Source organism: Pseudomonas oryzicola (assembly GCF_014269185.2).
In the GTDB taxonomy this organism is placed as follows: domain Bacteria; phylum Pseudomonadota; class Gammaproteobacteria; order Pseudomonadales; family Pseudomonadaceae; genus Aquipseudomonas; species Aquipseudomonas oryzicola.
In genome coordinates this window covers 3,123,635-3,146,589 of record NZ_JABWRZ020000001.1, presented here as the reverse complement: position 1 = coordinate 3,146,589, position 22,955 = coordinate 3,123,635, and the positions used below count along the sequence as shown (strand labels likewise).

Here is a 22,955-nt window from a genome sequence, read left to right as displayed (position 1 = left end):
CACAGATTGCCGGGGCCGCAGCGCGGCCCTTTGGCGACGCAAGGCCGCCCCCACAGGAGGTGCGCAAAGTTTCCTGAAGATCAGTTGTAGATATCGAAAGCGAAGTACTTGCTGGCGATCTTCTGGTAAGTGCCGTTGGCCACGATCTGTTGCAGCGCGGTGTTCAGGCGCTGGCGCAGGGCTTCGTCATCCTTGCGCACGGCAATCGCAGCGTCGGCCTTGGTGTTGGCCACGTCGCCGAGGACCTTGCAGCAGTCCCCACCGTTCTTGGTCATCCACTCGTGCAGCGGGAACTTGTCGGCGATCACGCCGTCCAGGCGGCCTGCGGCCAGGTCGGCGTTGGCCTCGTCCATGGTCGGGTACAGCTTCACGTCGGCACCCGCCTTGGCGTAGACGTCTTCGGCATAGATGGCCTGGGTGGACGACGACTGGGCGCCTACGGTGTAGCCGTCGAAGTTGGTCTGGGCGTCGGTGATCTTGCTGTCCTTGGCCACGGCGACAGTCAGCGGGGTGCGGTAGTAGTGGTCGGTGAAGGCGATCTTCTTGCGCCGCTCTTCGGTGTCGATCATCGAGGCCACCACCGCATCATACTTGCGCGCCATCAGGGCAGGGATGATGCCTTCCCAGTCCTGGGCCACCAGCGTGCATTCGACTTTCATCTGCTCGCACAGGGCGTGGGTGATGTCGACATCGAAGCCATGCAGCTGGTTATCGGCGTCGACATAGTTGAAGGGCGGGTAGGCGCCCTCGGTGGCGAAGCGCAGGGTTTCGGCACTGGCGGCACCCGACAGCAGCAGGGCGCACGCACCCACCAAGGCCATGGTCTTGTTCATCTCGCACCTCTTTGCACTCTTGCTATTGTTGTTTTCCCGTCGACCACGAGGTGTAGCCGACGAATTCGTTATGTAGAGCGGCAGTTGCTTCCAAGCGTTTTTCAACATCCGGCCCGAGCTTCTTGCAGACCTCGTTGACCATCAGGTGCACCCACGACAGCATGGTCGAGGTGGATTCCCAGAACAGGTTGAATTCGGTGGGGATGCGGAACACCTCGTTGGCGTTGGCATCGGCCCAGTCACAGAAGGTGTCGGTCACCAGGGTGACCGCAATGCCAGCCTCGCGCGCCTTCTGGCATAGCAGCAGGGCGTGGCGGGAATAGCGGCGTGCCTCGAATACCACCAGGGTGCTGTCCTCGGCGCGGCCCAGCAATACGTCGCCGAAGTGGCCGGCGCTGAGATCGATCAATTGCACACCATCGCGCAGGTACTGCAGCAGATGGCTCATGCACATGGCGATGCCGCGCTCGGTCTGGAAACCGGCAATGAACACCCGCGGCTTGCTGGCCAGGCGTTGCGCGACGGCGTGCCAGGCGCTGCCCTGGCGATACTCGTGCACACGCACCAGGGCGGCGATTTCCAGCTCCAGGCTGCCGGCGTTGTCACCGGCGTCCTGATTCTGGCGGTAATCTTGCAAGCGGTCTCCCACCAGCCACGGGCCGTCGCCCAGGTCGTTCTGCAGGTCTTGCTTGAGCGCCTTGAGATGGGCATAACCCAGTGAACGGCAGAACCGGCCAACACTGGATTCGCTGACGCCCAGTTTGGCGGCGATGCTGGCCGAGGTCTGGAACGGCAGTTCATGCAGGTTGGCGAGCATGTAGGTGGCGATCTTGCGGCCCGAAGCAGCGGCCCCTTCGAGGCTGCGTTCCAGGCGTTGCTTGATCATTTGGCTCATGCTGCGGCTCCAGGGTGAGGCTTGTCGAAGAACATGAATGTTTTCTGTCATCAAGTCAACAATTGACAGGTAACTGTCACATGCCGGAAAGTTTTTGTCGTTGTACGCTGTAGCCATTCCAATTCCAACAAGGGAGCTTCAGATGTCCGCACCTTCCACCAGCACCGTCGTGCGCGTGCCTTTCACCGAGCTCCAGGCCTTGTTGCAGGCTATTTTCCAGCGCCATGGCTGCAGCGAAGGCGTGGCCCGTGTACTGGCCCACAATTGCGCCAGCGCCCAGCGCGATGGCGCCCACAGCCATGGTGTGTTCCGCATGCCAGGCTACGTCTCGACGCTGGCCAGTGGCTGGGTCGATGGCCAGGCCACGCCGCAGGTCAGCGACGTGGCAGCTGGCTATGTGCGGGTCGATGCCGCAGGCGGCTTTGCCCAGCCGGCGCTGGCGGCCGCCCGTGGGCTGTTGGTGGCCAAGGCGCGCAACGCCGGCATCGCCGTACTGGCCATTCACAACTCGCACCACTTCGCCGCGTTGTGGCCAGATGTGGAACCTTTCGCTGAGGAAGGCCTGGTGGCGCTGAGCGTGGTCAACAGCATGACCTGCGTGGTGCCGCATGGTGCGCGCAAGCCGCTGTTTGGTACCAACCCCATCGCCTTCGCCGCGCCATGTGCCGAACATGACCCGATTGTCTTCGACATGGCCACCAGTGCCATGGCTCACGGTGACGTGCAGATTGCCGCGCGCGCCGGCCAGCGGTTGCCTGAAGGCATGGGTGTGGATGCCAATGGCGAGCCGACCACCGACCCCAAGGCAATCCTGGAGGGCGGTGCCTTGCTGCCGTTTGGCGGGCACAAGGGCTCGGCGTTGTCGATGATGGTCGAGTTGCTGGCGGCGGCGCTGACCGGTGGGCATTTTTCCTGGGAATTCGACTGGTCGGGGCACCCGGGCGCGAAGACGCCATGGACCGGCCAGCTGATCATCGTCATCGACCCGAGCAAGGCCGAGGGCGAGCGCTTCGCCCAGCGCAGCCGTGAACTGGTGGAGCAGATGCAGGCGGCAGGGCTGACCCGTATGCCCGGTGAACGGCGTTACCGTGAGCGCGAAGTGGCCGAGGAGGAGGGTGTGGCGCTGACCGAGCAGGAGTTGCAGGGCTTGAAAGCGCTGCTTGACTGACCCGGCCTCTTCGCGGGCACGCCCACTCCCACAGGGATATCACCGTCCCTGAGCCCTGCGCAGTACCTGTGGGAGCGGGCATGCCCGCGAACAATCCGGCACAATTTCCCAGCCATGCATTGTTGCATGGACAACCTTGCACAATAGTTGATGTTCCTGACAGCGCACTCCGGGTATGCTCAGGGCTGACTTTTCGTACCGTCCTGATCCAAGGAGCTGCACGCTGTGTTCAAACATGTCGATGCCTATGCCGGCGACCCGATCCTCTCGCTGATGGAAACCTTCAAGGCCGATCCGCGCGCCGACAAGGTCAACCTGAGTATCGGCCTGTACTACGATGAGGCCGGCGTGGTGCCGCAACTGGCGGCTGTGGATGCGGTGGAAAAACGCATCGCCGGCCAGGACCACGAAGCCTCGCTGTACCTGCCGATGGAAGGCCTGGCCAGCTACCGCCAGGCAATCCAGGCGTTGCTGTTCGGGGCCGATCACCCGGCCGTGACGTCTGGGCGTGTGGCCACCGTGCAGACCGTGGGCGGTTCCGGTGCGCTGAAGGTCGGTGCCGACTTCCTCAAGCGCTACTTCCCGCAATCCGAAGTCTGGGTCAGCAACCCGACCTGGGACAACCACCGCGCCATTTTCGAAGGCGCCGGTTTCAAGGTGCACACTTACCCGTACTTCGACCAGGCCACCCGTGGCGTGGACTTCGACGGCATGCTGGCCACCTTGCAAACCCTGCCGGCCAACAGTGTGGTGCTGCTGCACCCATGCTGCCACAACCCGACCGGGGCCGACCTGGACCAGCAGCAGTGGCAGCAAGTGGTCGAAGTGGTCAAGGCACGCCAACTGATCCCGTTCCTCGACATTGCCTACCAGGGCTTCGCCGAAGGCCTGGTGGAAGATGCCTACGCCATCCGCGAAATGGCGCGCGCCGGCGTACCGTGCCTGGTCAGCAACTCGTTCTCGAAAATTTTCTCGCTGTATGGCGAGCGCGTCGGTGGCCTGTCGGTGGTCTGCGACGACGAGGCCACCGCCCAGAGCGTGCTGGGCCAGCTCAAGGCCACCGTGCGCCGCAACTACTCCAGCCCGCCCAACTTCGGTGCCCAGCTGGTCGCTGGCGTGCTTGGCGATGCCGGCCTGAATGCCCAGTGGGCGGCGGAAGTCGAAGTGATGCGCAAGCGTATCCTCGACATGCGCCAGGCACTGGTCGACGCCCTGGCGGTGCTGCTGCCAGGCCAGGACTTCCAGTTCTTCCTGCGCCAGCGCGGCATGTTCAGCTACACCGGCTTCAGCGTCGAGCAGGTGCGCCGCCTGCGTGACGAGTTCGGGGTATACCTGATCGACAGCGGTCGTGTGTGCATGTCCGGCTTGCGCCCGGCCAACCTGCAACGGGTGGCCGAAGCGTTCGCCGCCGTTCAGAAATAAACCCTTCCCAGGGGCGCACAGCGCCCCCACATTTTGCAGCTTCGCCGGCGAATATTGCCGGCCTTGCGTCGCGGCCCATCGCGACGCAAGGCCGCTCCCGCACCCTTCACTCCAGCCTGCCGGCACAACCCGCTTGTAAAGACAAGTGCAACCGTCTCTCGGATAGGGCTTCGCAAGTGCACCCTTTCCGTGCACAATCGCGCTCCTCTTTCCCGGTTGAGTTGGGCGGAACGTCTATTTCGCCATTCTCAGCCTGTTGCAGTCTTGCGAGTGGAGCTTCACCCGGAATGAATGAGCAGGCCCCGAGCGTTGAACAACGCTTTGCAGAATCGACCCCCGCCACCCTTGGCAGCTGGTCGCGTCACGACACCACCTGGATGCTGGGCCTGTTCGGCACAGCCATCGGCGCCGGAACCCTGTTCCTGCCAATCAACGCCGGCCTTGGCGGCTTCTGGCCGCTGCTGATCCTGGCCGCGCTGGCCTTCCCGATGACCTATTTTGCCCACCGCGGGCTGACCCGCTTCGTCCTCTCGGGGCGTGACGGCGGCGATATCACCGAGGTGGTCAAGGAGCACTTCGGCGCTTCCGCCGGCGGCGCGATCACCGTGCTGTACTTCTTCGCGATCTTCCCGATCCTGCTGATCTATAGCGTGGCGCTGACCAACACCGTGTCTAGCTTCATGGCGCACCAGTTGCACATGGAGCCGCCGCCGCGGGCCATTCTGTCGTTTGTGCTGATCCTCGGCCTGCTGGCCATCGTGCGCTGCGGCGAGCAGGCCACGGTGAAGGTCATGAGCCTGCTGGTCTACCCATTCATCGTCGCCCTGGGGCTGCTGGGCCTGTACCTGGTTCCGCACTGGAATGGCGGCATTCTCGACAGCGCCCAGCAGGTGCCGCCGGCATCGGCGTTCCTGCATACCGTGTGGCTGGCGATTCCGGTAATGGTGTTCTCGTTCAACCATTCGCCGATCATCTCGGCCTTTGCCGTTGACCAGAAGCGCCGCTACGGTGAGCACGCCGATCAGCGCAGCGGCCAGATCCTGCGTCGCGCCCACCTGCTGATGGTGCTGATGGTGCTGTTCTTCGTGTTCAGCTGCGTGCTCACCCTGAACAGCGCCCAGTTGGCCGAGGCCAAGGCACAGAACCTGTCGATCCTGTCGTACCTCGCCAACCACTTCAGCAACCCGGCCATCGCCTTCGCTGCGCCGCTGATTGCCTTCGTGGCCATCGCCAAGTCCTTCCTCGGCCACTACATCGGTGCCAGCGAAGGCCTCAAGGGCATCATCACCAAGGCTGGCGCGCGCCCGGGTGCCAAGGCCCTGGACCGCGTGGTCGCTGCGCTGATGCTGGTGGTGTGCTGGATCGTTGCCACCCTCAACCCGAGCATCCTCGGCATGATCGAGTCGCTGGGCGGCCCGATCATCGCGGTGCTGCTGTTCCTGATGCCGATGTACGCCATCCGCCGCGTGCCGTCGATGCGCAAGTACAGCGGTGCTGCCTCCAACGTGTTCGTGGTGGTAGTCGGCCTGGTTGCGCTGACCTCGGTGGTATACGGCCTGCTCGGCTGATACACCGCCTGCGATGACGAATGCCCGGGTCGCTTGTTGCCACCCGGGCATTTTTTTGTCCACAGGACTTGTCCGGCAATAGAACAATTTTACCTGCCCCCATAGGCACCCGACCGCCTTCATGCTTAACTCAGTGTCCTTTTCAAACCCCGCATAAGGATTTCGTCATGGCTCAAGTGACTCTCAAAGGCAACCCGGTTCAGGTCAAAGGCGAACTGCCGAAAACCGGCGCCCAGGCTCCGGCTTTCTCCCTGGTCGGTGAAGGCCTGGCGGACAAGTCGCTGAACGACTTTGCCGGCAAGCGCAAGGTGCTGAACATCTTCCCGAGCGTCGACACCCCGACCTGCGCTACCTCGGTGCGCAAGTTCAATGCCCAGGCCAACAAACTGGCCAATACCGTGGTGCTGTGCATTTCCGCCGACCTGCCGTTCGCTCAGGCACGTTTCTGCGGTGCCGAGGGCCTGGACAACGTGAAGAACCTGTCGACCCTGCGTGGCCGTGAGTTCCTCGAGAATTACGGCGTCGCCATCGCCGATGGCCCGCTGGCCGGCCTGGCTGCCCGCGCCGTGGTGGTGCTGGACGAGAACGACAAGGTGCTGCACAGCGAGCTGGTTGGCGAAATCGCTGACGAGCCGAACTACGATGCGGCGCTGGCTGTACTGAAGTAAGTTGCTTGGGGCTGGTACAGGCTACCGAGTCCTCAGGCCTGCCACCGCTCAAGGTAACACCCTGCAAACGGCCCGGAACGCGTTCCGGGCCGTTTTCATTTAAAGTTCAGGGTCTTGGCAACGTCAGGCGAAGGTAAACCTCTGGTAAAGGCCCTTTGCTAAAGCGATGCCAGTGCTTATCGTTTCATCCTCCCCAGGTCGTCATTCCGAACAAGGTTCGTTCAACCCATGCAAGCGCCCAACTCCCGTTCCCCCCGTCGCTGGCTCGTCGGCCTGCTGATCCTGCTGCTGGTGGCTGCATTGGCCTGGTGGCTGTGGCCTGCAACGTCGCCTGTGCACAAGGAAAGCAGTGGCGGGCGCGCGGGCAAGGGCGCGGGCATGGGCATGATGGGCGGCCGCCCGGGCTTTGGCGGTTCCAGCGACCCGGTACCGGTGCGTGTCGAATCGGTGCGGGTGGGCGACTTCCCGCTTTACTACAAGGCCCTGGGCACGGTCACCGCGACCAATACCGTGAACGTGCGTAGCCGCGTGGCCGGCGAGCTGGTAAAGATCCACTTCAAGGAAGGCCAGCAGGTCAAGGCCGGCGACCTGCTCGCCGAAATCGACCCGCGCCCTTACCGCATCGCCCTGCAACAGGCCGAAGGCACCCTGGCGCAGAACCAGGCACAGCTGAAGAACGCCCAGGTCGACCTGGCCCGCTATAAAGGCCTGTACGCCGAGGACAGCATCGCCAAGCAAACCCTCGACACCGCTGAAGCGCAGGTGGCGCAGTTCCAGGGGCTGGTCAAGACCAACCAGGCGCAGGTCAACGACGCCCGCCTTAACCTCGAATTCACCCAGATCCGTGCGCCGATCAACGGCCGCGTGGGCCTGCGCCAGCTCGACCTGGGCAACCTGGTGGCGGCCAACGACACCACCGCGCTGGTGGTGATCACCCAGACCGAACCGATCAGCGTCGCCTTCACCCTGCCGGAAACCGAGCTGAGCACGGTGCTGGAGCGCTACCGCAGCGGTGTCAGCCTGCCGGTCGAGGCCTGGGACCGCAGCGACAGCAAACTGCAGTCCGTCGGCGTACTGGGCAGCATCGACAACCAGATCGACACCACCACCGGCACCCTCAAGTTCAAGGGCCGCTTCGAGAACAAGGACCTGGCCCTGTTCCCCAACCAGTTCGTCAACGTGCGCCTGCTGGCCGATACCCTCAGGCAGGTGACCATGGCCCCGGCGGCGGCGATCCAGTTCGGCAACGACGGCACCTTTGCCTACGTGGTCAACGAGCAAAGCACGGTGAACGTGCGCAAGCTCAAGGTGGGCGCCAGCGACGGCGAGAACAGCGTCATCCTCGAAGGCCTCAAGGCTGGCGAGCGCCTGGTACTGGAGGGCACCGACCGCCTGCGCGAAGGCACCAAGGTGGAAGTGGTCGAGGACAGTTCGCAAGTGCCGACCAGCCCCGGCCAACAGCTGCAGGGGCAGGAGACCAAGGGTTCGGCGCAGGCGGGTGAAGCCCAGCCCGGTAAAACAGCGGGCAAGGCGGGCGCATGAACCTTTCGCGCCTGTTCATCCTGCGGCCGGTCGCCACCACGCTGAGCATGCTGGCCATCGTCCTGGCCGGCCTGATTGCCTACAAGCTGCTGCCGGTTTCCGCCTTGCCGCAAGTGGATTACCCGACTATCCGGGTCATGACCCTGTACCCCGGCGCCAGTCCGCAAGTCATGACCAGCGCCGTCACTGCGCCGCTGGAACGCCAGTTCGGGCAGATGCCGGGCCTGGAACAGATGGCCTCGACCAGCTCCGGCGGCGCCTCGGTGCTGACCTTGCGCTTCAATCTCGACATGAACATGGACGTTGCCGAGCAACAGGTGCAGGCGGCGATCAATGCCGCCAGCAACCTGTTGCCCAGCGACCTGCCGGCGCCGCCGGTGTACAACAAGGTCAACCCGGCCGACACCCCGGTGTTGACCTTGGCCATTTCCAGCAAGACCATGCCGTTGCCCAAGCTCAACGACCTGGTCGACACCCGCGTGGCGCAGAAGCTCGCGCAGATCGGTGGCGTGGGCATGGTCAGCATCGCCGGTGGTCAGCGCCAGGCGGTGCGGATCAAGGTCAATGTCGATGCCCTGGCCGCCAACGGCCTGAACCTGGACGACGTGCGCACCCTGATCGGCGCCTCCAACGTCAACCAGCCCAAGGGCAACTTCGACGGGCCGACCCGGGTATCGATGCTCGATGCCAACGACCAGCTGCGCTCGCCCGAGGAATACGCGAATCTGATCCTGGCCTACAACAACGGGGCGCCGCTGCGCCTGAAGGACGTTGCCGAAATTGTCGATGGCGCGGAGAACGAGCGCCTGGCCGCCTGGGCCAATGACAACCACGCGGTGCTGCTGAACATCCAGCGCCAGCCGGGCGCCAACGTCATCGAAGTGGTCGATCGCATCAAGAACCTGTTGCCGTCGATCACCGACAATCTGCCGGCCGGCCTCGATGTCTCGGTGTTGACCGACCGCACCCAGACCATCCGTGCCGCGGTCAAGGACGTACAGCACGAACTGCTGCTCGCCATCGCCCTGGTGGTGATGGTCACCTTTGTTTTCCTGCGCCGCTTCAGCGCCACCGTCATCCCGTCGATTGCCGTGCCGCTGTCACTGATCGGTACCTTCGGCGTGATGTACCTGGCCGGCTTCTCGGTCAACAACCTGACGTTGATGGCCCTGACTATCGCCACCGGCTTCGTGGTCGACGATGCCATCGTCATGCTGGAGAACATCTCCCGCCACATCGAGGAGGGCGAGACGCCCATGCAGGCGGCGCTGAAGGGCGCCCGGCAGATCGGCTTCACCCTGGTGTCGCTGACCTTCTCGCTGATTGCCGTACTGATTCCGCTGCTGTTCATGGCCGATGTGGTCGGCCGCTTGTTCCGCGAGTTCGCCATCACCCTGGCGGTGGCGATCCTGATTTCCCTGGTGGTGTCGCTGACCCTCACGCCGATGATGTGCGCGCGCCTGCTCAAGCGTGAGCCCGAGCCCGAAGAGCAGGGCCGCTTCTACCGCGCCAGTGGCGCCTGGATCGACTGGTTGATCAGGCACTACGGCAGTGCCCTGCAATGGGTGCTCAAGCGCCAGCCGCTGACCTTGCTGGTGGCCGTGGCCAGCCTGGGGCTCACCGTGTTCCTGTACATGGTGGTGCCCAAGGGCTTCTTCCCGGTGCAGGATACCGGGGTGATCCAGGGCATTTCCGAAGCGCCGCAGGCCACCTCGTTCGCCGCCATGAGCGAGCGCCAGCAGGCGTTGAGCAAGGTGATCCTGCAGGATCCGGCGGTGCAGAGCCTGTCTTCCTACATCGGCGTTGACGGCGACAACGCCACGCTCAACAGTGGCCGTCTGCTGATCAACCTCAAGCCGCATGGCGAGCGCGATGTCACCGCCAGCGAAGTGATCAGCCGCCTGCAGCCGCAACTCGACCGCCTGGTGGGTATCCGCCTGTTCATGCAGCCGGTTCAGGACCTGAGCATCGAAGACCGGGTCAGCCGTACCCAGTACCAGTTCAGCCTGTCGTCGCCGGATGCGGACCTGCTGGCGCAGTGGAGCGGCAAGCTGGTGCAGGCACTGCAGCAACGCCCGGAACTGGCCGATGTGGCCAGTGACCTTCAGGACAAGGGCCTGCAGGTCTACCTGGTGATCGACCGCGACATGGCAAGCCGCCTGGGAATCAGCGTGTCGCAGATCACCAATGCCTTGTACGACGCGTTCGGCCAACGGCAGATTTCCACCATCTACACCCAGGCCAGCCAGTACCGTGTGGTGCTGCAGTCCAAAGACGCCGCGGTCGTCGGCCCGCAGGCGCTGGAGTCGGTTCATGTCAAGGCCGCCGATGGCGGCCAGGTGCGCCTGTCGGCACTGGCACGTATCGAACAGCGCCAAGCCCAGTTGGCCATTTCCCACATCGGCCAGTTCCCGGCTGTGACCCTGTCGTTCAACCTGGCCCATGGCGCCTCGCTGGGCGAGGCGGTGCGAGTGATCGAGCAGGTGCAAAAAGACATCGGCATGCCGCTGGGCGTGCAGACCCGCTTCCAGGGCGCCGCCGAGGCCTTCCAGGCATCGTTGTCGAGCACCTTGCTGCTGATCCTGGCGGCGGTGGTGACCATGTACATCGTGCTGGGCGTGCTGTACGAAAGCTATATCCACCCGGTGACCATCCTGTCCACCCTGCCATCGGCAGCGGTCGGGGCCTTGCTGGCCTTGCTCATCAGCGGCAACGACCTGGGCATGATCGCCATCATCGGCATCATCCTGCTGATCGGCATCGTCAAGAAGAACGCGATCATGATGATCGACTTTGCCCTGGAAGCCGAGCGTCACCAGGGCATGAGCCCGCGCGATGCGATCTACCAGGCGGCACTGCTGCGTTTCCGGCCAATCCTGATGACCACCCTGGCCGCGCTGTTCGGCGCGGTGCCGCTGATGTTCGCCACCGGTTCCGGTGCCGAACTGCGCCAGCCGCTGGGCCTGGTGATGGTTGGCGGGTTGCTGGTCAGCCAGGTGCTGACACTGTTCACCACCCCGGTCATCTACCTGTACTTCGACCGCCTGGCCCGTCGCTGGCGCCCGGCTGATGCCAGGCAGGCCGAGGCATGAACCTGTCCGGGCCGTTCATCCGTCGCCCGGTGGCGACCATGCTGCTGAGCCTGGCGATCCTGCTGCTGGGCGGGGTCAGCTTCGGCCTGCTGCCGGTGGCGCCGCTGCCGCAGATGGATTTCCCGGTGATCGTGGTGTCGGCCAACCTGCCTGGCGCCAGCCCTGAGGTCATGGCTTCCACCGTGGCTACGCCGCTGGAGCGCAAGCTGGGTAGCATCGCCGGCGTGACCACGCTGACCAGCAGCTCCAACCAGGGCTCTACACGGGTGATCATCGGCTTCGAGATGGGCCGCGACATCGATGGGGCGGCGCGCGAGGTGCAGGCTGCGATCAATGCCACCCGCAATCTGTTGCCCAGCGGCATGCGCAGCATGCCCACCTACAAGAAGATCAACCCGTCGCAGGCACCGATCATGGTGCTGTCGCTGACTTCGCAGGTGCTGCAGAAGGGTCAGTTGTACGACCTGGCCGATACCATCCTGGCGCAAAGCCTGGCCCAGGTGTCGGGGGTGGGGGAAGTGCAGATCGGCGGCAGTTCGCTGCCGGCGGTGCGGATTGCTGTCGAGCCGCAATTGCTCAACCAGTACGGCCTGTCGCTGGACGAGGTGCGCACGGCGGTATCCAACGCCAACCAGCGTCGGCCCATGGGCTTCGTCGAGGATGCCGAGCGTAGCTGGCAAGTGCGGGCCAACGACCAGCTGGAAAGCGCCAGGGACTACGAGCCGGTGGTGATCCGCCAGCAGAACGGTACCATCCTGCGCCTGTCCGACGTGGCGAGCGTTACCGATGGCGTCGAGAACCGCTACAACAGCGGTTTCTTCAACGACCAGAGCGCGGTACTGCTGGTGGTCAACCGCCAGAGCGGCGCCAACATCATCGAAACCGTGGACCAGATCAAGGCGCAACTGCCAGCCCTGCAGTCGTTGCTGCCGGCCAGCGTGCAACTGAACGTGGCCATGGATCGCTCGCCGGTGATCAAGGCCACCCTGAAGGAGGCCGAGCATACCCTGCTGATCGCCGTGGTGCTGGTGATCCTGGTGGTGTACCTGTTCCTCGGCAGCCTGCGCGCCTCGCTGATCCCCAGCCTGGCCGTGCCGGTGTCGCTGGTGGGCACCTTCGCAGTCATGTACCTGTGTGGTTTCTCGCTCAATAACCTGTCGCTGATGGCGCTGATCCTGGCCACCGGGCTGGTGGTGGACGATGCCATCGTGGTGTTGGAAAACATCTCCCGGCATATCGAGGACGGCCAGCCACCGATGAAGGCAGCCTACCTCGGTGCCAGGGAAGTGGGCTTTACCTTGTTGTCGATGAACGTGTCACTGGTGGCAGTGTTCGTGTCGATCCTGTTCATGGGTGGCATCGTGCGCAACCTGTTCCAGGAATTCTCCATCACCCTGGCGGCGGCGATCATCGTGTCGCTGGTGGTATCGCTGACCCTCACGCCGATGTTGTGCGCCCGCTGGCTGAAGCCACACCGGGCCGAGCTGAGCCGCCTGCAGCGCTGGAGCGACAAGCTGCACCAGCGCATGGTCGATGCCTATGACCGCAGCCTTGGCTGGGCCTTGCGTCACAAGCGCCTGACCCTGATCAGCCTGCTGGCCACCATCGGCCTCAACGTTGCCCTGTATGTGGTTGTGCCGAAGACGCTGATGCCGCAGCAGGACTCCGGCCAGCTGATAGGCTTCATCCGCGGCGATGACGGCCTGTCGTTCGGCGTGATGCAGCCGAAAATGGAAATCTACCGCCGCGCCTTGCTGGCCGACCCGGCAGTGCAGAGCGTTGCCGGTTTCATCGGCGGCAACAGCGGCACCAACAACGCCGTGGTGCTGGTCCGCCTCAAACCGATCAGCGAGCGCAAAATCGATGCGCAGAAGGTGATCGAGCGCCTGCGCAAGGAAATGCCCAAGGTGCCGGGCGGGCGGCTGTTCCTGATGGCCGACCAGGACCTGCAACTGGGCGGCGGCGGTCGCGACCAGACCTCGTCGCAGTATCTCTACAGCCTGCAAAGCGGCGATCTGGCCGCTTTGCGCGAATGGTTCCCGAAGGTGGTGGCAGCACTGCGTGCGCTACCGCAACTGACGGCCATCGACGCCCGCGACGGTGCCGGAACCCAGCAGGTCACCCTGGTGGTCGACCGTGACCAGGCCAAGCGCCTGGGGATCGACATGGACATGGTCACCAGCGTACTGAACAACGCCTACAGCCAGCGGCAGATCTCCACCATCTACGACAGCCTCAACCAGTACCAGGTGGTGCTGGAGATCAACCGCAAATACGCCTGGGACCCGAGCACGCTGGAACAGGTGCAGGTGATCACCTCCGACGGTGCCCGCGTGCCCCTGTCGACCATCGCCCATTACCAGAACAGCCTGGCCAACGACCGGGTCAGCCACGAAGGCCAGTTCGCTGCCGAAAGCATCGCCTTCGACATCGCCGAAGGCTACAGCCCCGACCAGGCCATGGTGGCGCTGGAGCATGCCGTGGCCAAGCTGGGCCTGCCGGAGGAAGTGATTGGCAAGCTCGGTGGCAGTGCCGATGCCTTTGCCAGGACTCAGCAAGGCCAGCCGCTGATGATCCTTGGCGCACTGGTGCTGGTATACCTGGTGCTGGGTATTCTCTACGAAAGCTACATTCACCCGTTGACCATTCTGTCGACACTGCCCTCGGCCGGCGTCGGCGCCTTGCTGGCACTGTACGTCACTGGCGGTGAGTTCAGCCTGATCTCGCTACTGGGCTTGTTCCTGCTGATTGGCGTGGTGAAGAAGAACGCGATCCTGATGATCGACCTGGCCTTGCAGCTGGAGCGTCACCAGGGCCTGTCCCCGGAGGCGTCGATTCGCCGCGCCTGCCTGCTGCGCCTGCGGCCGATCCTGATGACCACGCTGGCGGCCATCCTGGGTGCCTTGCCGCTGCTGCTGAGCCGTGCCGAAGGCGCGGAAATGCGCCAGCCGCTGGGCCTGACCATCATCGGAGGGCTGGTGTTCAGCCAGGTCCTCACCCTTTACACGACGCCGGTGGTGTACCTGTACCTGGACCGCCTGCGTCACCGTTTCAACCGTTGGCGCGGCGTGCGCACCGACGCCGCCCTGGATACCCCGCTATGACTTTTGCCCAGACCCCACTTCACCGAACCCTGCAAGTGCTGGCGCGTGCGCGTGGCTCACGCCTGCTCGGTGCCGGGTTGTGCGTGGCCTTGCTCAGTGCCTGTACCCTGAGCCCGGATTACCACCGCCCTGAGATGAGCGGCACGGCGCAATTCAAGCACGCCGAAGGCTGGACCCAGGCCGCGCCGTCCGATGCCATCGCCCGCGGGGCCTGGTGGGAGATCTACGGCGATGCCGGGCTCAATGCGCTGGTCGAGGAACTGAACCGCAGCAACCAGACCGTGGCGCAATCCGAGGCCCAGTATCGCCAGGCCCAGGCGCTGGTGCGCAGTAGCCGCGCGGCACTGTTCCCCAGCCTCGACCTGAGCGTCGGCAAGAACCGCTCGGCCCAGGGCACCGGCAGCTCCAGTTCCAGCCTGTCCAACAACAGCAGCGGCATTCGCAACACCTACAACGCCCAGCTCGGCGTCAGCTGGGAAATCGACCTGTGGGGCAAGCTGCGCGAAACCCTCGATGCCAACCAGGCCAGTGCCGAAGCCAGCCTGGCCGACCTGGCCTCGATCCGCCTCAGCCAGCAGTCGGAACTGGTGCAGAACTACCTGCAGTTGCGGGTGATCGACGAGCAGAAGCGCCTGCTCGAAGCCACCGTGGCGGCCTATGAGCGCTCGCTGCGGATGAACCAGAACCAGTACCGCGCGGGTGTCGCCGGCGCGGATGCGGTGGCCCAGGCGCGTACCCAGCTGAAAAGCACCCAGGCCGACCTGATCGACCTGGTCTGGCAGCGCGCGCAGTTCGAGAACGCCATTGCCGTGTTGCTCGGCAAAGCCCCGGCCGAGTTCACCCTGGCCGACAGCAAAAGCATACCGGCTCTTCCGCAGGTACCGGTTACCCTGCCTTCGCAGTTGCTGGAACGGCGCCCGGACATCGCCGCCGCCGAACGCAACGTGATGGCGGCCAACGCCAACATTGGTGTGGCGCGGGCGGCGTATTTCCCGGACCTTAGCCTGAGCATGAATGGTGGCTATTCCAGCAGCAGCTTCAACAACTGGATCGAACTGCCCAACCGCTACTGGTCGGTGGGCCCGCAACTGGCGCTGAGCTTGTTCGACGCCGGCAAGCGCAGCGCCGAGGTGGACCGCACGGTGGCGGTGTATGACCAGACCGTGGCGCAGTATCGCCAGACCGTGCTCGACGGCTTCAAGGAAGTGGAGAACCTGCTGGTACAGTTGAAGGTCTACGGCGATGAAGCAGCAGTGCGCCAGGAGGCGCTGGATGCTGCTCGCGAGTCACTGCGCCTGACCGAGAACCAGTACCGCGCGGGGCTGATCGGCTACCTGGATGTGGTGAATGTGCAGACCACGGCGCTAAGCAACGAGCGCAGCGTGCTGAACCTGCTGCAAGGGCGCCTGGTGGCCAGCGTGCAACTGATTGCCGCGCTGGGCGGTGGCTGGGACGCCGGGCAGGCTTTTGCCAGGCAGGACTGACCTGGTGTTCGCCGGGCGCAAAAACCCCGTGCGTTTCGCCTAAGCTTGAGTACAATCGTCAGCTTTTTCCGGGCCTGGCCCGTCGCTGGTACCTTCCAATGCTGACCGGTAGCTACTCCTCTTCGCTGGTGTTGATTTCGCTGTGCGTGGCAATTCTGGCGTCCTATACCGCCCTTGACCTGACCGGCCGCATCGCCACGGCAACGGGCCGGGCTGCGTTGCTGTGGATGGGCGGTGGTGCACTGGCCATGGGCATCGGCGTGTGGTCGATGCACTTTATCGGCATGCTCGCCTTCAGCCTGCCCATCGACCTGGGCTATGACCTGGGCCTGACCGCGTTTTCGCTGCTGATTGCCGTATTGTCGTCGGGCTTTGCCCTGTGGCTGGTCAGCCAACCGAGTCTGCCGGGGGTGCAACTGGGCTTCGGTGCGCTGGTCATGGGCGCCGGCATTGCCTGCATGCACTACACCGGCATGGCAGCGCTGCGCATGCTGCCAGGTATCGACTATGACCCGACCCTGTTCGGCGCCTCGTTGCTGATTGCCGTGGGCGCCTCGGCAGCGGCCTTGTGGATTGCCTTCCGCCTGCGCAAGCACACGCCCTACGTCCGGCAGATCCGTGGCCTGGCGGCAGTGGTGATGGGGATTGCGATCGTCGGTATGCACTACACCGGCATGGCCGCGGCGAACTTTCCCGAGGGCAGCTTTTGCGGCGCGCTGGCGGGGGGAGGCTTGCAAGGCGACGGTCTGGTCTACCTGGTGCTGATCACTACCTTGGCCGTATTGGCCGTCGCCTTGCTCACTTCGGTGCTGGATGCCCGCCTCGAGGCGCGCACCGCCGAGCTGGCCCGTTCGCTGACCCTGGCCAACCAGGAACTCACCCAGTTGGCCCTGCACGACACCCTCACCGACCTGCCCAACCGCACCCTGCTGGCCGACCGCATCGAACAGGCTATCGCCAAGGTGGCGGAGCAGGGCGGTTGCTTTGCCTTGATGTTCATCGACCTGGATGGCTTCAAGCCGGTCAACGATGCCTTCGGCCACCACATCGGCGATTTACTGCTCAAGGCCGTGGCGGCCCGCCTGCGTGGTCACCTGCATAGCCAGGACACGCTGGCGCGCATCGGCGGTGACGAATTCGTGTTGCTGGTGGAATTGCAGGAACCGAACGATGCCGTGGACGTGGCGGTTAAGCAGGTCAATCTGGTGTCACGGCCGTTCCGCGTGGCCGAGCATGACCTGCAGCTGTCAGCGAGCCTGGGCATCGTCCTGTACCCGGGTAACGGCCAGGATCAGCACGAGTTGCTGCGTAATGCCGACGCCGCCATGTATCACGTCAAGAGCGCCGGCAAGAACGGCTACAGCTTCTTCGATGCGTCGATGAACAGTAACGCCCGCCAGCAACTGCAACTGCTGCAGGACCTGCGTCAGGCGCTGGAGCTGCGCCAGTTCCGCTTGCACTACCAGCCCAAGTTCGACGCCCAGGCGTGCCAGCCGATCGGCGCCGAGGCCTTGCTGCGCTGGGAGCACCCGCAGCAGGGCCTGTTGCTGCCCGACCGTTTCATCGGCCTGGCAGAGAAAACCGGCCTGATCATTCCCATCGGTGAGTGGGTGCTCATCGAGGCCTGCCGGCAGATGCGTCAGTGGCTGGATCAGGGGTATCAGGGCTGGCGAATGGCCGTGAACCTGTCAGCCATCCAGTTCTGTCATGCCGGGCTGGTCGAGAGCGTGGCCCGGGCCTTGCAGCAGACCGGCCTGCCAGCCAATTGCCTGACCCTGGAAATTACCGAAACCACCGCCATGCACGACGCCGACGCCAGCCTGACGGTACTGCAGCGCCTGTCCGACATGGGCGTGGACTTGTCCATCGATGACTTTGGTACCGGCTACTCCAGCCTGATGTATCTCAAGCGCCTGCCGGCCAACGAGCTGAAGATCGACCGCGGGTTCGTGCGCGACCTGGAGCAGGACAGCGACGATGCGGCCATCGTTTCAGCGATCGTGGCGCTGGGCCAGGCGCTGGGCCTGCGTATCGTTGCCGAAGGGGTGGAGACCGACAAGCAGCAGGCTTTCCTGACCCGCCTGGGCTGTGATTCGCTGCAAGGTTACCTGCTGGGCCAACCAGTGCCGGCCGAGCAGTTCATGGGCAAGTTGCAGGCCATGCGCGAGAGCAATACGGCGGTGGGTTAGACCGCATCGCGCAGGGGGATGGCGGGGATGAAGGCGTCCATTTCCGCTTCGACGGCTTCGATGATGCGCTCTACGTCCGCTGCGGCCATGATCGCCGCGCAGGGAATGCCGGCAATGGCCAGCAGGGTTTCGCCGGTGGCGCGGTCGAACAACCGCGCGACCATGCTGCGCGGCGCATCCATGCTGGCTTCGAAGCCCAGTGGGTGGAAATGCCAGCGCATCACCTGGCAGGCGTTGGGGAACGTCATTTTGTTCATGCCAGCCTCCTTGTCCGTACCCGGACGTGGATGAGCGGGTGGCCACCTCGCTGTGGCCGCCGGGAAGGTAACCATAGCACCTGCCACACGCAATGCTCGCTGGCCAATGCGACAAAAGTACTAATGCATGATGGCGGTCACATCTTTGTGCGCCACGCCGGCCACCGAGGCACCTTCTTGCAAACGTTTTCCAGGCAGGATAGCCGCACTCATGCCGGTGTTTTCCGTCATTCCCTGCGAGGTTCGGTCGGCACTTTTTCAGACGAATGGTGCGGTCAGCCCAGCAGTCCTGCCGCGATGTTGATGGTGAAACCGAGAATCGCGGTGTTGAAAACGAACCCGACCAGTGAATGCGCCAGCACCACCTTGCGTAAGCCGCGCCCGGCGACGCCGACATCGGAGGTCTGCACCGCGATGCTGATGGTGAACGAGAAGTAGTGGAAATCCCAGTAATCCGGGTTGCGCTCGCCATCGGCAAAACGCAGCGGCGGCTCATGCCGTTGCGCGGTGTAGAACAGCCGGGCGTAATGCAGGCTGAAGATGCAGCCGATCAGCAACCAGGAACCGGCCACGGTCAGGCCGGTGTAGAGGTAATGCAGAGCCAGTGCTGTGCCTTGCAGGCCACGACTGGAGACCAACTGCAGGGTGACCGCGGCGAGGCTGGCTATCGCAGCGATGCACACGGTGAGCAAGACCAGGCCGGCATTTTCATCTTCGACCCGGGCGACCTTGCGCACCTTTTCCGGGTTGGCATTCCAGGTCAGGTAGAACACCAGCAGCAGGTAAAGCCATACACCAAGGTTCCAGCCGGCAAGGACGTGCTGAACGGTGTCGTCTGCAGGTATCAGCCAGGCGCCGAGCAGGCCGGCCAGGGTGGCGACAGTCAGGCGCGGGTGGGTGTGGGTCAGGCGGTGGAAAGCCATGTGGCCTCGCTGGCAAATTACTCTAGACGGTGATGTCGCGCATCCGCTGCGGGATGCATTGGCTCGATTATGATGAATTGCGGGTCGCCGCGGGAGCGGGCGACGGCCACGGACATTGTGCAGCTGTTCTTTGCTGCCGCCCATCGCGCACCCACGCAACTCTCAGTACACTGCACGCTCCAACCCCAACATCCGTTGAACTCGAGGTTTTTGCATGACGCTCAGTCCTTTGGCAGGCAAGCCGGCTCCGGCCAGCGTGCTGGTCGATATTCCCCGACTGCTCACCGCCTACTACACCGGCCGCCCTGATGCTGCCGTGGCGGCCCAGCGGGTGGCCTTCGGCACCTCGGGGCACCGGGGCACTTCGCTTGAATTGAGTTTCAACGAATACCACGTCCTGGCGATCACCCAGGCCATCTGCCTGTATCGCCAGGAAAAGGGCATCGATGGCCCGCTGTTCATTGGCGCCGATACCCACGCCCTGTCGGCACCGGCGACCGCCAGCGCCCTGGAAGTGCTGGCTGCCAACGGCGTGCAGGTGATGCTGTCCAAGGACGACGAGTACACGCCGACCCCGGCCGTGTCCCACGCCATTCTCTGCCATAACCGTGGCCGCGTGCAGGGCCTGGCCGATGGCATTGTCATCACCCCGTCGCACAACCCACCGCAGAGCGGTGGCTTCAAGTACAACCCACCCAATGGCGGCCCGGCCGACAGCGACGTGACCAAGTGGATCGAAGCCAAGGCCAACGAACTGCTGGCGGCGAACCTGGCAGGGGTCAAGCGCATGGCGCATGCCCAGGCGCTGCAGGCCGCCACCACTCAGCGTCACGACTACGTCAGCAGCTACGTGGCCGACCTGGAAAACGTCATCGACTTCGACGTCATCCGTGGTGCCAAGCTGCGCCTGGGGGTCGACCCGCTGGGCGGGGCCGGGGTGCGTTACTGGTCGGCGATTGCCGAGCGCTACCAGCTGGACCTGGAAGTGGTGAATACCGAGGTCGACCCGACCTTCCGCTTCATGACCGTCGACTGGGACGGCCAGATCCGCATGGACCCGTCCTCGCCGTACGCCATGCAAGGTCTGATCGGCCTGCGCGAGCGCTTCGACGTGGCGTTCGCCTGCGATCCTGACCATGACCGCCACGGCATCGTCACCCCGGATGGCCTGCTGCAGCCGAACAACTACCTGGCCGTGGCCATCGACTACCTGTACCGCCACCGCCCGCAATGGCGCAGTGACGCCGCAGTGGGCAAGACCGTGGTGTCCAGCGGCCTGATCGACCGCGTTACCCAGCGCCTGGGCCGCGAGTTGTACGAAGTGCCGGTGGGCTTCAAGTTCTTTGCCCAAGGGTTGTTCGACGGGACGCTCGGCTTTGGCGGCGAGGAGAGTGCAGGGGCTTCGTTCCTGCGCCGCGATGGCTCGGTCTGGGCCACCGACAAGGACGGCCTGATCCCGGCCTTGCTGGCTGCCGAGATGACCGCCCGCACCGGGCGCAATCCGAGCCAGGCCTACGCCGACCTCACCGCGGCGCTGGGCAAGCCATTTGCCACGCGGGTCGAAGCCAAGGCAGATGCCCGGCAGAAGGCGCTGCTGAGCAAGCTGGCGCCGGAGCAGGTGAAGTCGACCGAACTGGCCGGGGAGCCGATCGTGCAGATCCTCAGCCACGCGCCGGGCAATGGCCAGGCGATTGGCGGGCTGAAGGTGATGACCGCCAATGGCTGGTTCGCCGCGCGGCCGTCGGGCACCGAGGACATCTACAAGATCTACGCCGAAAGCTTCATCGATGAGGCGCACCTGCAGCGCCTGGTGCAGGAAGCGCAGCTGTTGGTGGACGCCGCGATCGCCTGATCAGGGCATGCACGGCCGGATCGGGCGCCGCGCGGGCGGCGCCCGATGTCCCGTTGGGTTTTCAGGGCATGTGCAATCCGTGGAGCGGCCGTGTCAAACCGGTCAGACGGAGTCGGGCACTACGGCGATCACATCGATCTCCATCAACCACTCGGCCTGGGCCAGCCCGGCGACCACCAGCCCGGTGGAAATCGGGAACACGCCCTTCAGCCATTTACCCACCTCCCTGTACACCGGCTCGCGAAAGCGCGGGTCGGTGATATAGGTGGTGGTCTTGACGATGTGCGACAGCTCCGAGCCGGCCTCTTCAAGCAGCTGCCTGACGTTTTTCATCGCCTGCTCGGCCTGCGCCCGTGGGTCCCCCAGGCCAACCAGGTTGCCGTCGAAGTCGGTGCCGACCTGCCCGCGTACATAGATGGTATTGCCGGCGCGCACCGCCTGGCACAGGTCGTTGTCCAGGGTCTGGTTGGGGTAGGTGGCCTTGGTGTTGAACATGCGGATGCGGGTATGGGTAGGCATCAGTGGGCTCCGAAGGTGCTGACGTTGCTGATCTGGGCGTGTTGCTGCTCATCCGCGGCGCGTTGCTGGCGGTCGCGGTAGGCGGTATAGGTGCGTTGCGTGGCGATGTGGCCGGCGACGTGCTTGGCGTCGTGCCATACGCCCCAGATGAACGATGAGCCACGGCGCGATAGCCACGGCAGGCCAAGGAAGTAGATGCCCGGCTCGCGGGCCACGCCGCGCTGGTGCTGGGGCTTGCCGTTGGCGTCGAAGGTGTCGACCTGCAGCCAGCTGAAATCCACGCTGTAACCGGTGGCCCAGATGATGCTGCTGACGCCGGCCTTGGCCAGGTCCAGTTGCAGCAGCGGGTTGCGCATGCATTCCGGGTCGGCCAGGCGTTCACGGGCTTCGGGCTCTTCCGGCAGCTCAAGGCCGTTGCGCTGGATATAGGCATCGGCGGCATCCAGCAGGGCCAGGTAATTCTCGTCGCCGCGGTTGATGTTCTCGACCAGGTTGTCCTGGAAGCGTGCCACACCGTTTGCGAACGACTCGGTCAGGCCGACCAGGGTCATGCCTTGCTGGGCGAGGGCGCGGAAGTCCACGGTGTGGCCGCCACGGGCACCGCTGACAGCAATGGTCACGTGCTCGCGGCCGGGCTTGGCGACTTCTGCATCCCACTCACCCAGCACACCCAGCCACCAGCAGAAGTCACGGTTGCGATAGGCGCGTGGCGGGCGGTCGTGGGCACCGACCGACAGGTACACCTGGCGCCCGGCGCGCATCAGCTCCTCGGCGATCTGTACACCCGAGGAGCCGGCGCCCACTACCAGCACAGCCCCTGCGGGCAGTTGTGCGGGGTTGTAATAGGCGGCCGAGTGGATCTGGTGCAGGTTGCTGTCTTGCGGTGCGATGGCCGGAATCACCGGTTTCTGGAATGGGCCGGTGGCAGCGACCACGCGGTTGGCGCGGATCACGCCTTCATTGGTGTCGATGGTGAAGCCGGGGCGGTCGCTGTTGCGCACGACCTTCCTCACTTCGATGCCGGTGCGTACCGGCAGGTTGTACTTGCGTACGTACTGCTCGAAGTAGTCGGCCACCTGGTCCTTGCCGGCGAAGGCATCAGCGTCAAGGTCGAATTCCAGCCCCGGGAAGCGGTCGTGCCAAGCCGGGCCATTGGCCACCAGCGAGTCCCAGCGGCCGCTGCGCCAGGCCTCGGCGATACGCTTGCGCTCCAGCACCAGGTGCGGCACGCCAAGCTTGCTCAGGTGTTCGCTCATGGCCACGCCGGCCTGGCCGGCGCCGACCACGAGGGTGTCGATTTCAAGATTGTTCAGTGTCATGTCCGAGCCCTTGTTCAGGCGGTTTTTGTCAGGTCGGTTTGGAGGACCGCCGTTGCCTGGGGCCAGACTAGGGATGCCGTGGGAACGGCGAAAATAGTATTTAGCTTGGGCTTGCCCATA

General features: G+C 64.3%; 16 protein-coding genes. 10 read left to right on the top strand and 6 right to left on the bottom strand.

The annotated features are described in order from the left end of the window. Positions 1-80: 80 nt before the first annotated feature. Both HU760_RS14450 and HU760_RS14445 read right to left on the bottom strand, forming a co-directional pair. Positions 81-833 (bottom strand): transporter substrate-binding domain-containing protein, encoded by a 753-nt coding sequence (locus HU760_RS14450; RefSeq protein WP_186676469.1) that lies wholly within the window; start codon positions 831-833, stop codon positions 81-83. 22 nt (positions 834-855) lie between these two features. Further along, positions 856-1,728 carry a MurR/RpiR family transcriptional regulator gene (locus HU760_RS14445; RefSeq protein ID WP_186676472.1) on the bottom strand — a complete coding sequence of 291 codons (873 nt, stop codon included), beginning with the start codon at positions 1,726-1,728 and terminating at the stop codon, positions 856-858. Between the two features lie 142 nt (positions 1,729-1,870). Here HU760_RS14445 and HU760_RS14440 point away from each other — a divergent pair, with 142 nt between their 5' ends. From HU760_RS14440 to HU760_RS14400, 9 genes are all read left to right on the top strand, one after another. Next, positions 1,871-2,896 (top strand): Ldh family oxidoreductase, encoded by a 1,026-nt coding sequence (locus HU760_RS14440; protein ID WP_186676475.1) that lies wholly within the window; start codon positions 1,871-1,873, stop codon positions 2,894-2,896. A gap of 225 nt (positions 2,897-3,121) precedes the next feature. After that, positions 3,122-4,318, top strand: coding sequence for an amino acid aminotransferase (locus HU760_RS14435; RefSeq protein ID WP_186676478.1), 1,197 nt, complete (start codon positions 3,122-3,124; stop codon positions 4,316-4,318). A gap of 287 nt (positions 4,319-4,605) precedes the next feature. Next, complete coding sequence (locus HU760_RS14430) at positions 4,606-5,886, top strand: serine/threonine transporter (protein WP_186676480.1); 1,281 nt, start codon at positions 4,606-4,608, stop codon at positions 5,884-5,886. 167 nt (positions 5,887-6,053) lie between these two features. After that, on the top strand, positions 6,054-6,554 hold the full coding sequence (gene tpx, locus HU760_RS14425) for a thiol peroxidase (RefSeq protein WP_186676483.1): 501 nt from the start codon (positions 6,054-6,056) through the stop codon (positions 6,552-6,554). A 228-nt stretch (positions 6,555-6,782) separates the two neighbouring features. Then, positions 6,783-8,096, top strand: a complete 1,314-nt coding sequence (locus HU760_RS14420; RefSeq protein WP_186676486.1) for an MdtA/MuxA family multidrug efflux RND transporter periplasmic adaptor subunit — start codon at positions 6,783-6,785, stop codon at positions 8,094-8,096. After that, positions 8,093-11,188 carry an MdtB/MuxB family multidrug efflux RND transporter permease subunit gene (locus HU760_RS14415; protein ID WP_186676489.1) on the top strand — a complete coding sequence of 1,032 codons (3,096 nt, stop codon included), beginning with the start codon at positions 8,093-8,095 and terminating at the stop codon, positions 11,186-11,188. Before HU760_RS14420 ends, HU760_RS14415 begins: the two co-directional genes overlap by 4 nt. After that, a complete protein-coding gene (locus tag HU760_RS14410; RefSeq protein WP_186676492.1) occupies positions 11,185-14,292 on the top strand; it encodes an efflux RND transporter permease subunit in 3,108 nt (1,035 codons plus the stop codon). The genes HU760_RS14415 and HU760_RS14410 overlap by 4 nt, the downstream gene beginning before the upstream one ends. After that, the gene (locus HU760_RS14405) at positions 14,289-15,776 is read left to right on the top strand and encodes an efflux transporter outer membrane subunit (protein WP_186676495.1); all 1,488 of its coding nucleotides are present in this window, start codon (positions 14,289-14,291) and stop codon (positions 15,774-15,776) included. Before HU760_RS14410 ends, HU760_RS14405 begins: the two co-directional genes overlap by 4 nt. Before the next feature lie 98 nt (positions 15,777-15,874). Then, positions 15,875-17,965 carry a putative bifunctional diguanylate cyclase/phosphodiesterase gene (locus HU760_RS14400; RefSeq protein WP_186676497.1) on the top strand — a complete coding sequence of 697 codons (2,091 nt, stop codon included), beginning with the start codon at positions 15,875-15,877 and terminating at the stop codon, positions 17,963-17,965. Here HU760_RS14400 and HU760_RS14395 read toward each other — a convergent pair. Continuing rightward, positions 17,962-18,222 (bottom strand): DUF1652 domain-containing protein, encoded by a 261-nt coding sequence (locus HU760_RS14395; RefSeq protein ID WP_170030233.1) that lies wholly within the window; start codon positions 18,220-18,222, stop codon positions 17,962-17,964. The two genes, HU760_RS14400 and HU760_RS14395, sit on opposite strands and share 4 nt — an antisense overlap. A gap of 275 nt (positions 18,223-18,497) precedes the next feature. Then, complete coding sequence (locus HU760_RS14390; protein WP_186676499.1) at positions 18,498-19,145, bottom strand: DUF1345 domain-containing protein; 648 nt, start codon at positions 19,143-19,145, stop codon at positions 18,498-18,500. A gap of 214 nt (positions 19,146-19,359) precedes the next feature. Here HU760_RS14390 and pgm point away from each other — a divergent pair, with 214 nt between their 5' ends. Then, entirely contained in the window at positions 19,360-20,997 is a 1,638-nt protein-coding gene (pgm, locus tag HU760_RS14385; RefSeq protein ID WP_186676501.1) for a phosphoglucomutase (alpha-D-glucose-1,6-bisphosphate-dependent), read from the top strand. Positions 20,998-21,099: 102 nt separating this feature from the next. Here the strand turns inward: pgm and HU760_RS14380 are convergent, their stop codons facing one another. Both HU760_RS14380 and HU760_RS14375 read right to left on the bottom strand, forming a co-directional pair. After that, complete coding sequence (locus tag HU760_RS14380; RefSeq protein ID WP_186676504.1) at positions 21,100-21,516, bottom strand: RidA family protein; 417 nt, start codon at positions 21,514-21,516, stop codon at positions 21,100-21,102. Further along, entirely contained in the window at positions 21,516-22,835 is a 1,320-nt protein-coding gene (locus HU760_RS14375) for a flavin-containing monooxygenase (protein ID WP_186676507.1), read from the bottom strand. The genes HU760_RS14380 and HU760_RS14375 overlap by 1 nt, the downstream gene beginning before the upstream one ends. Positions 22,836-22,955: the final 120 nt, after the last annotated feature.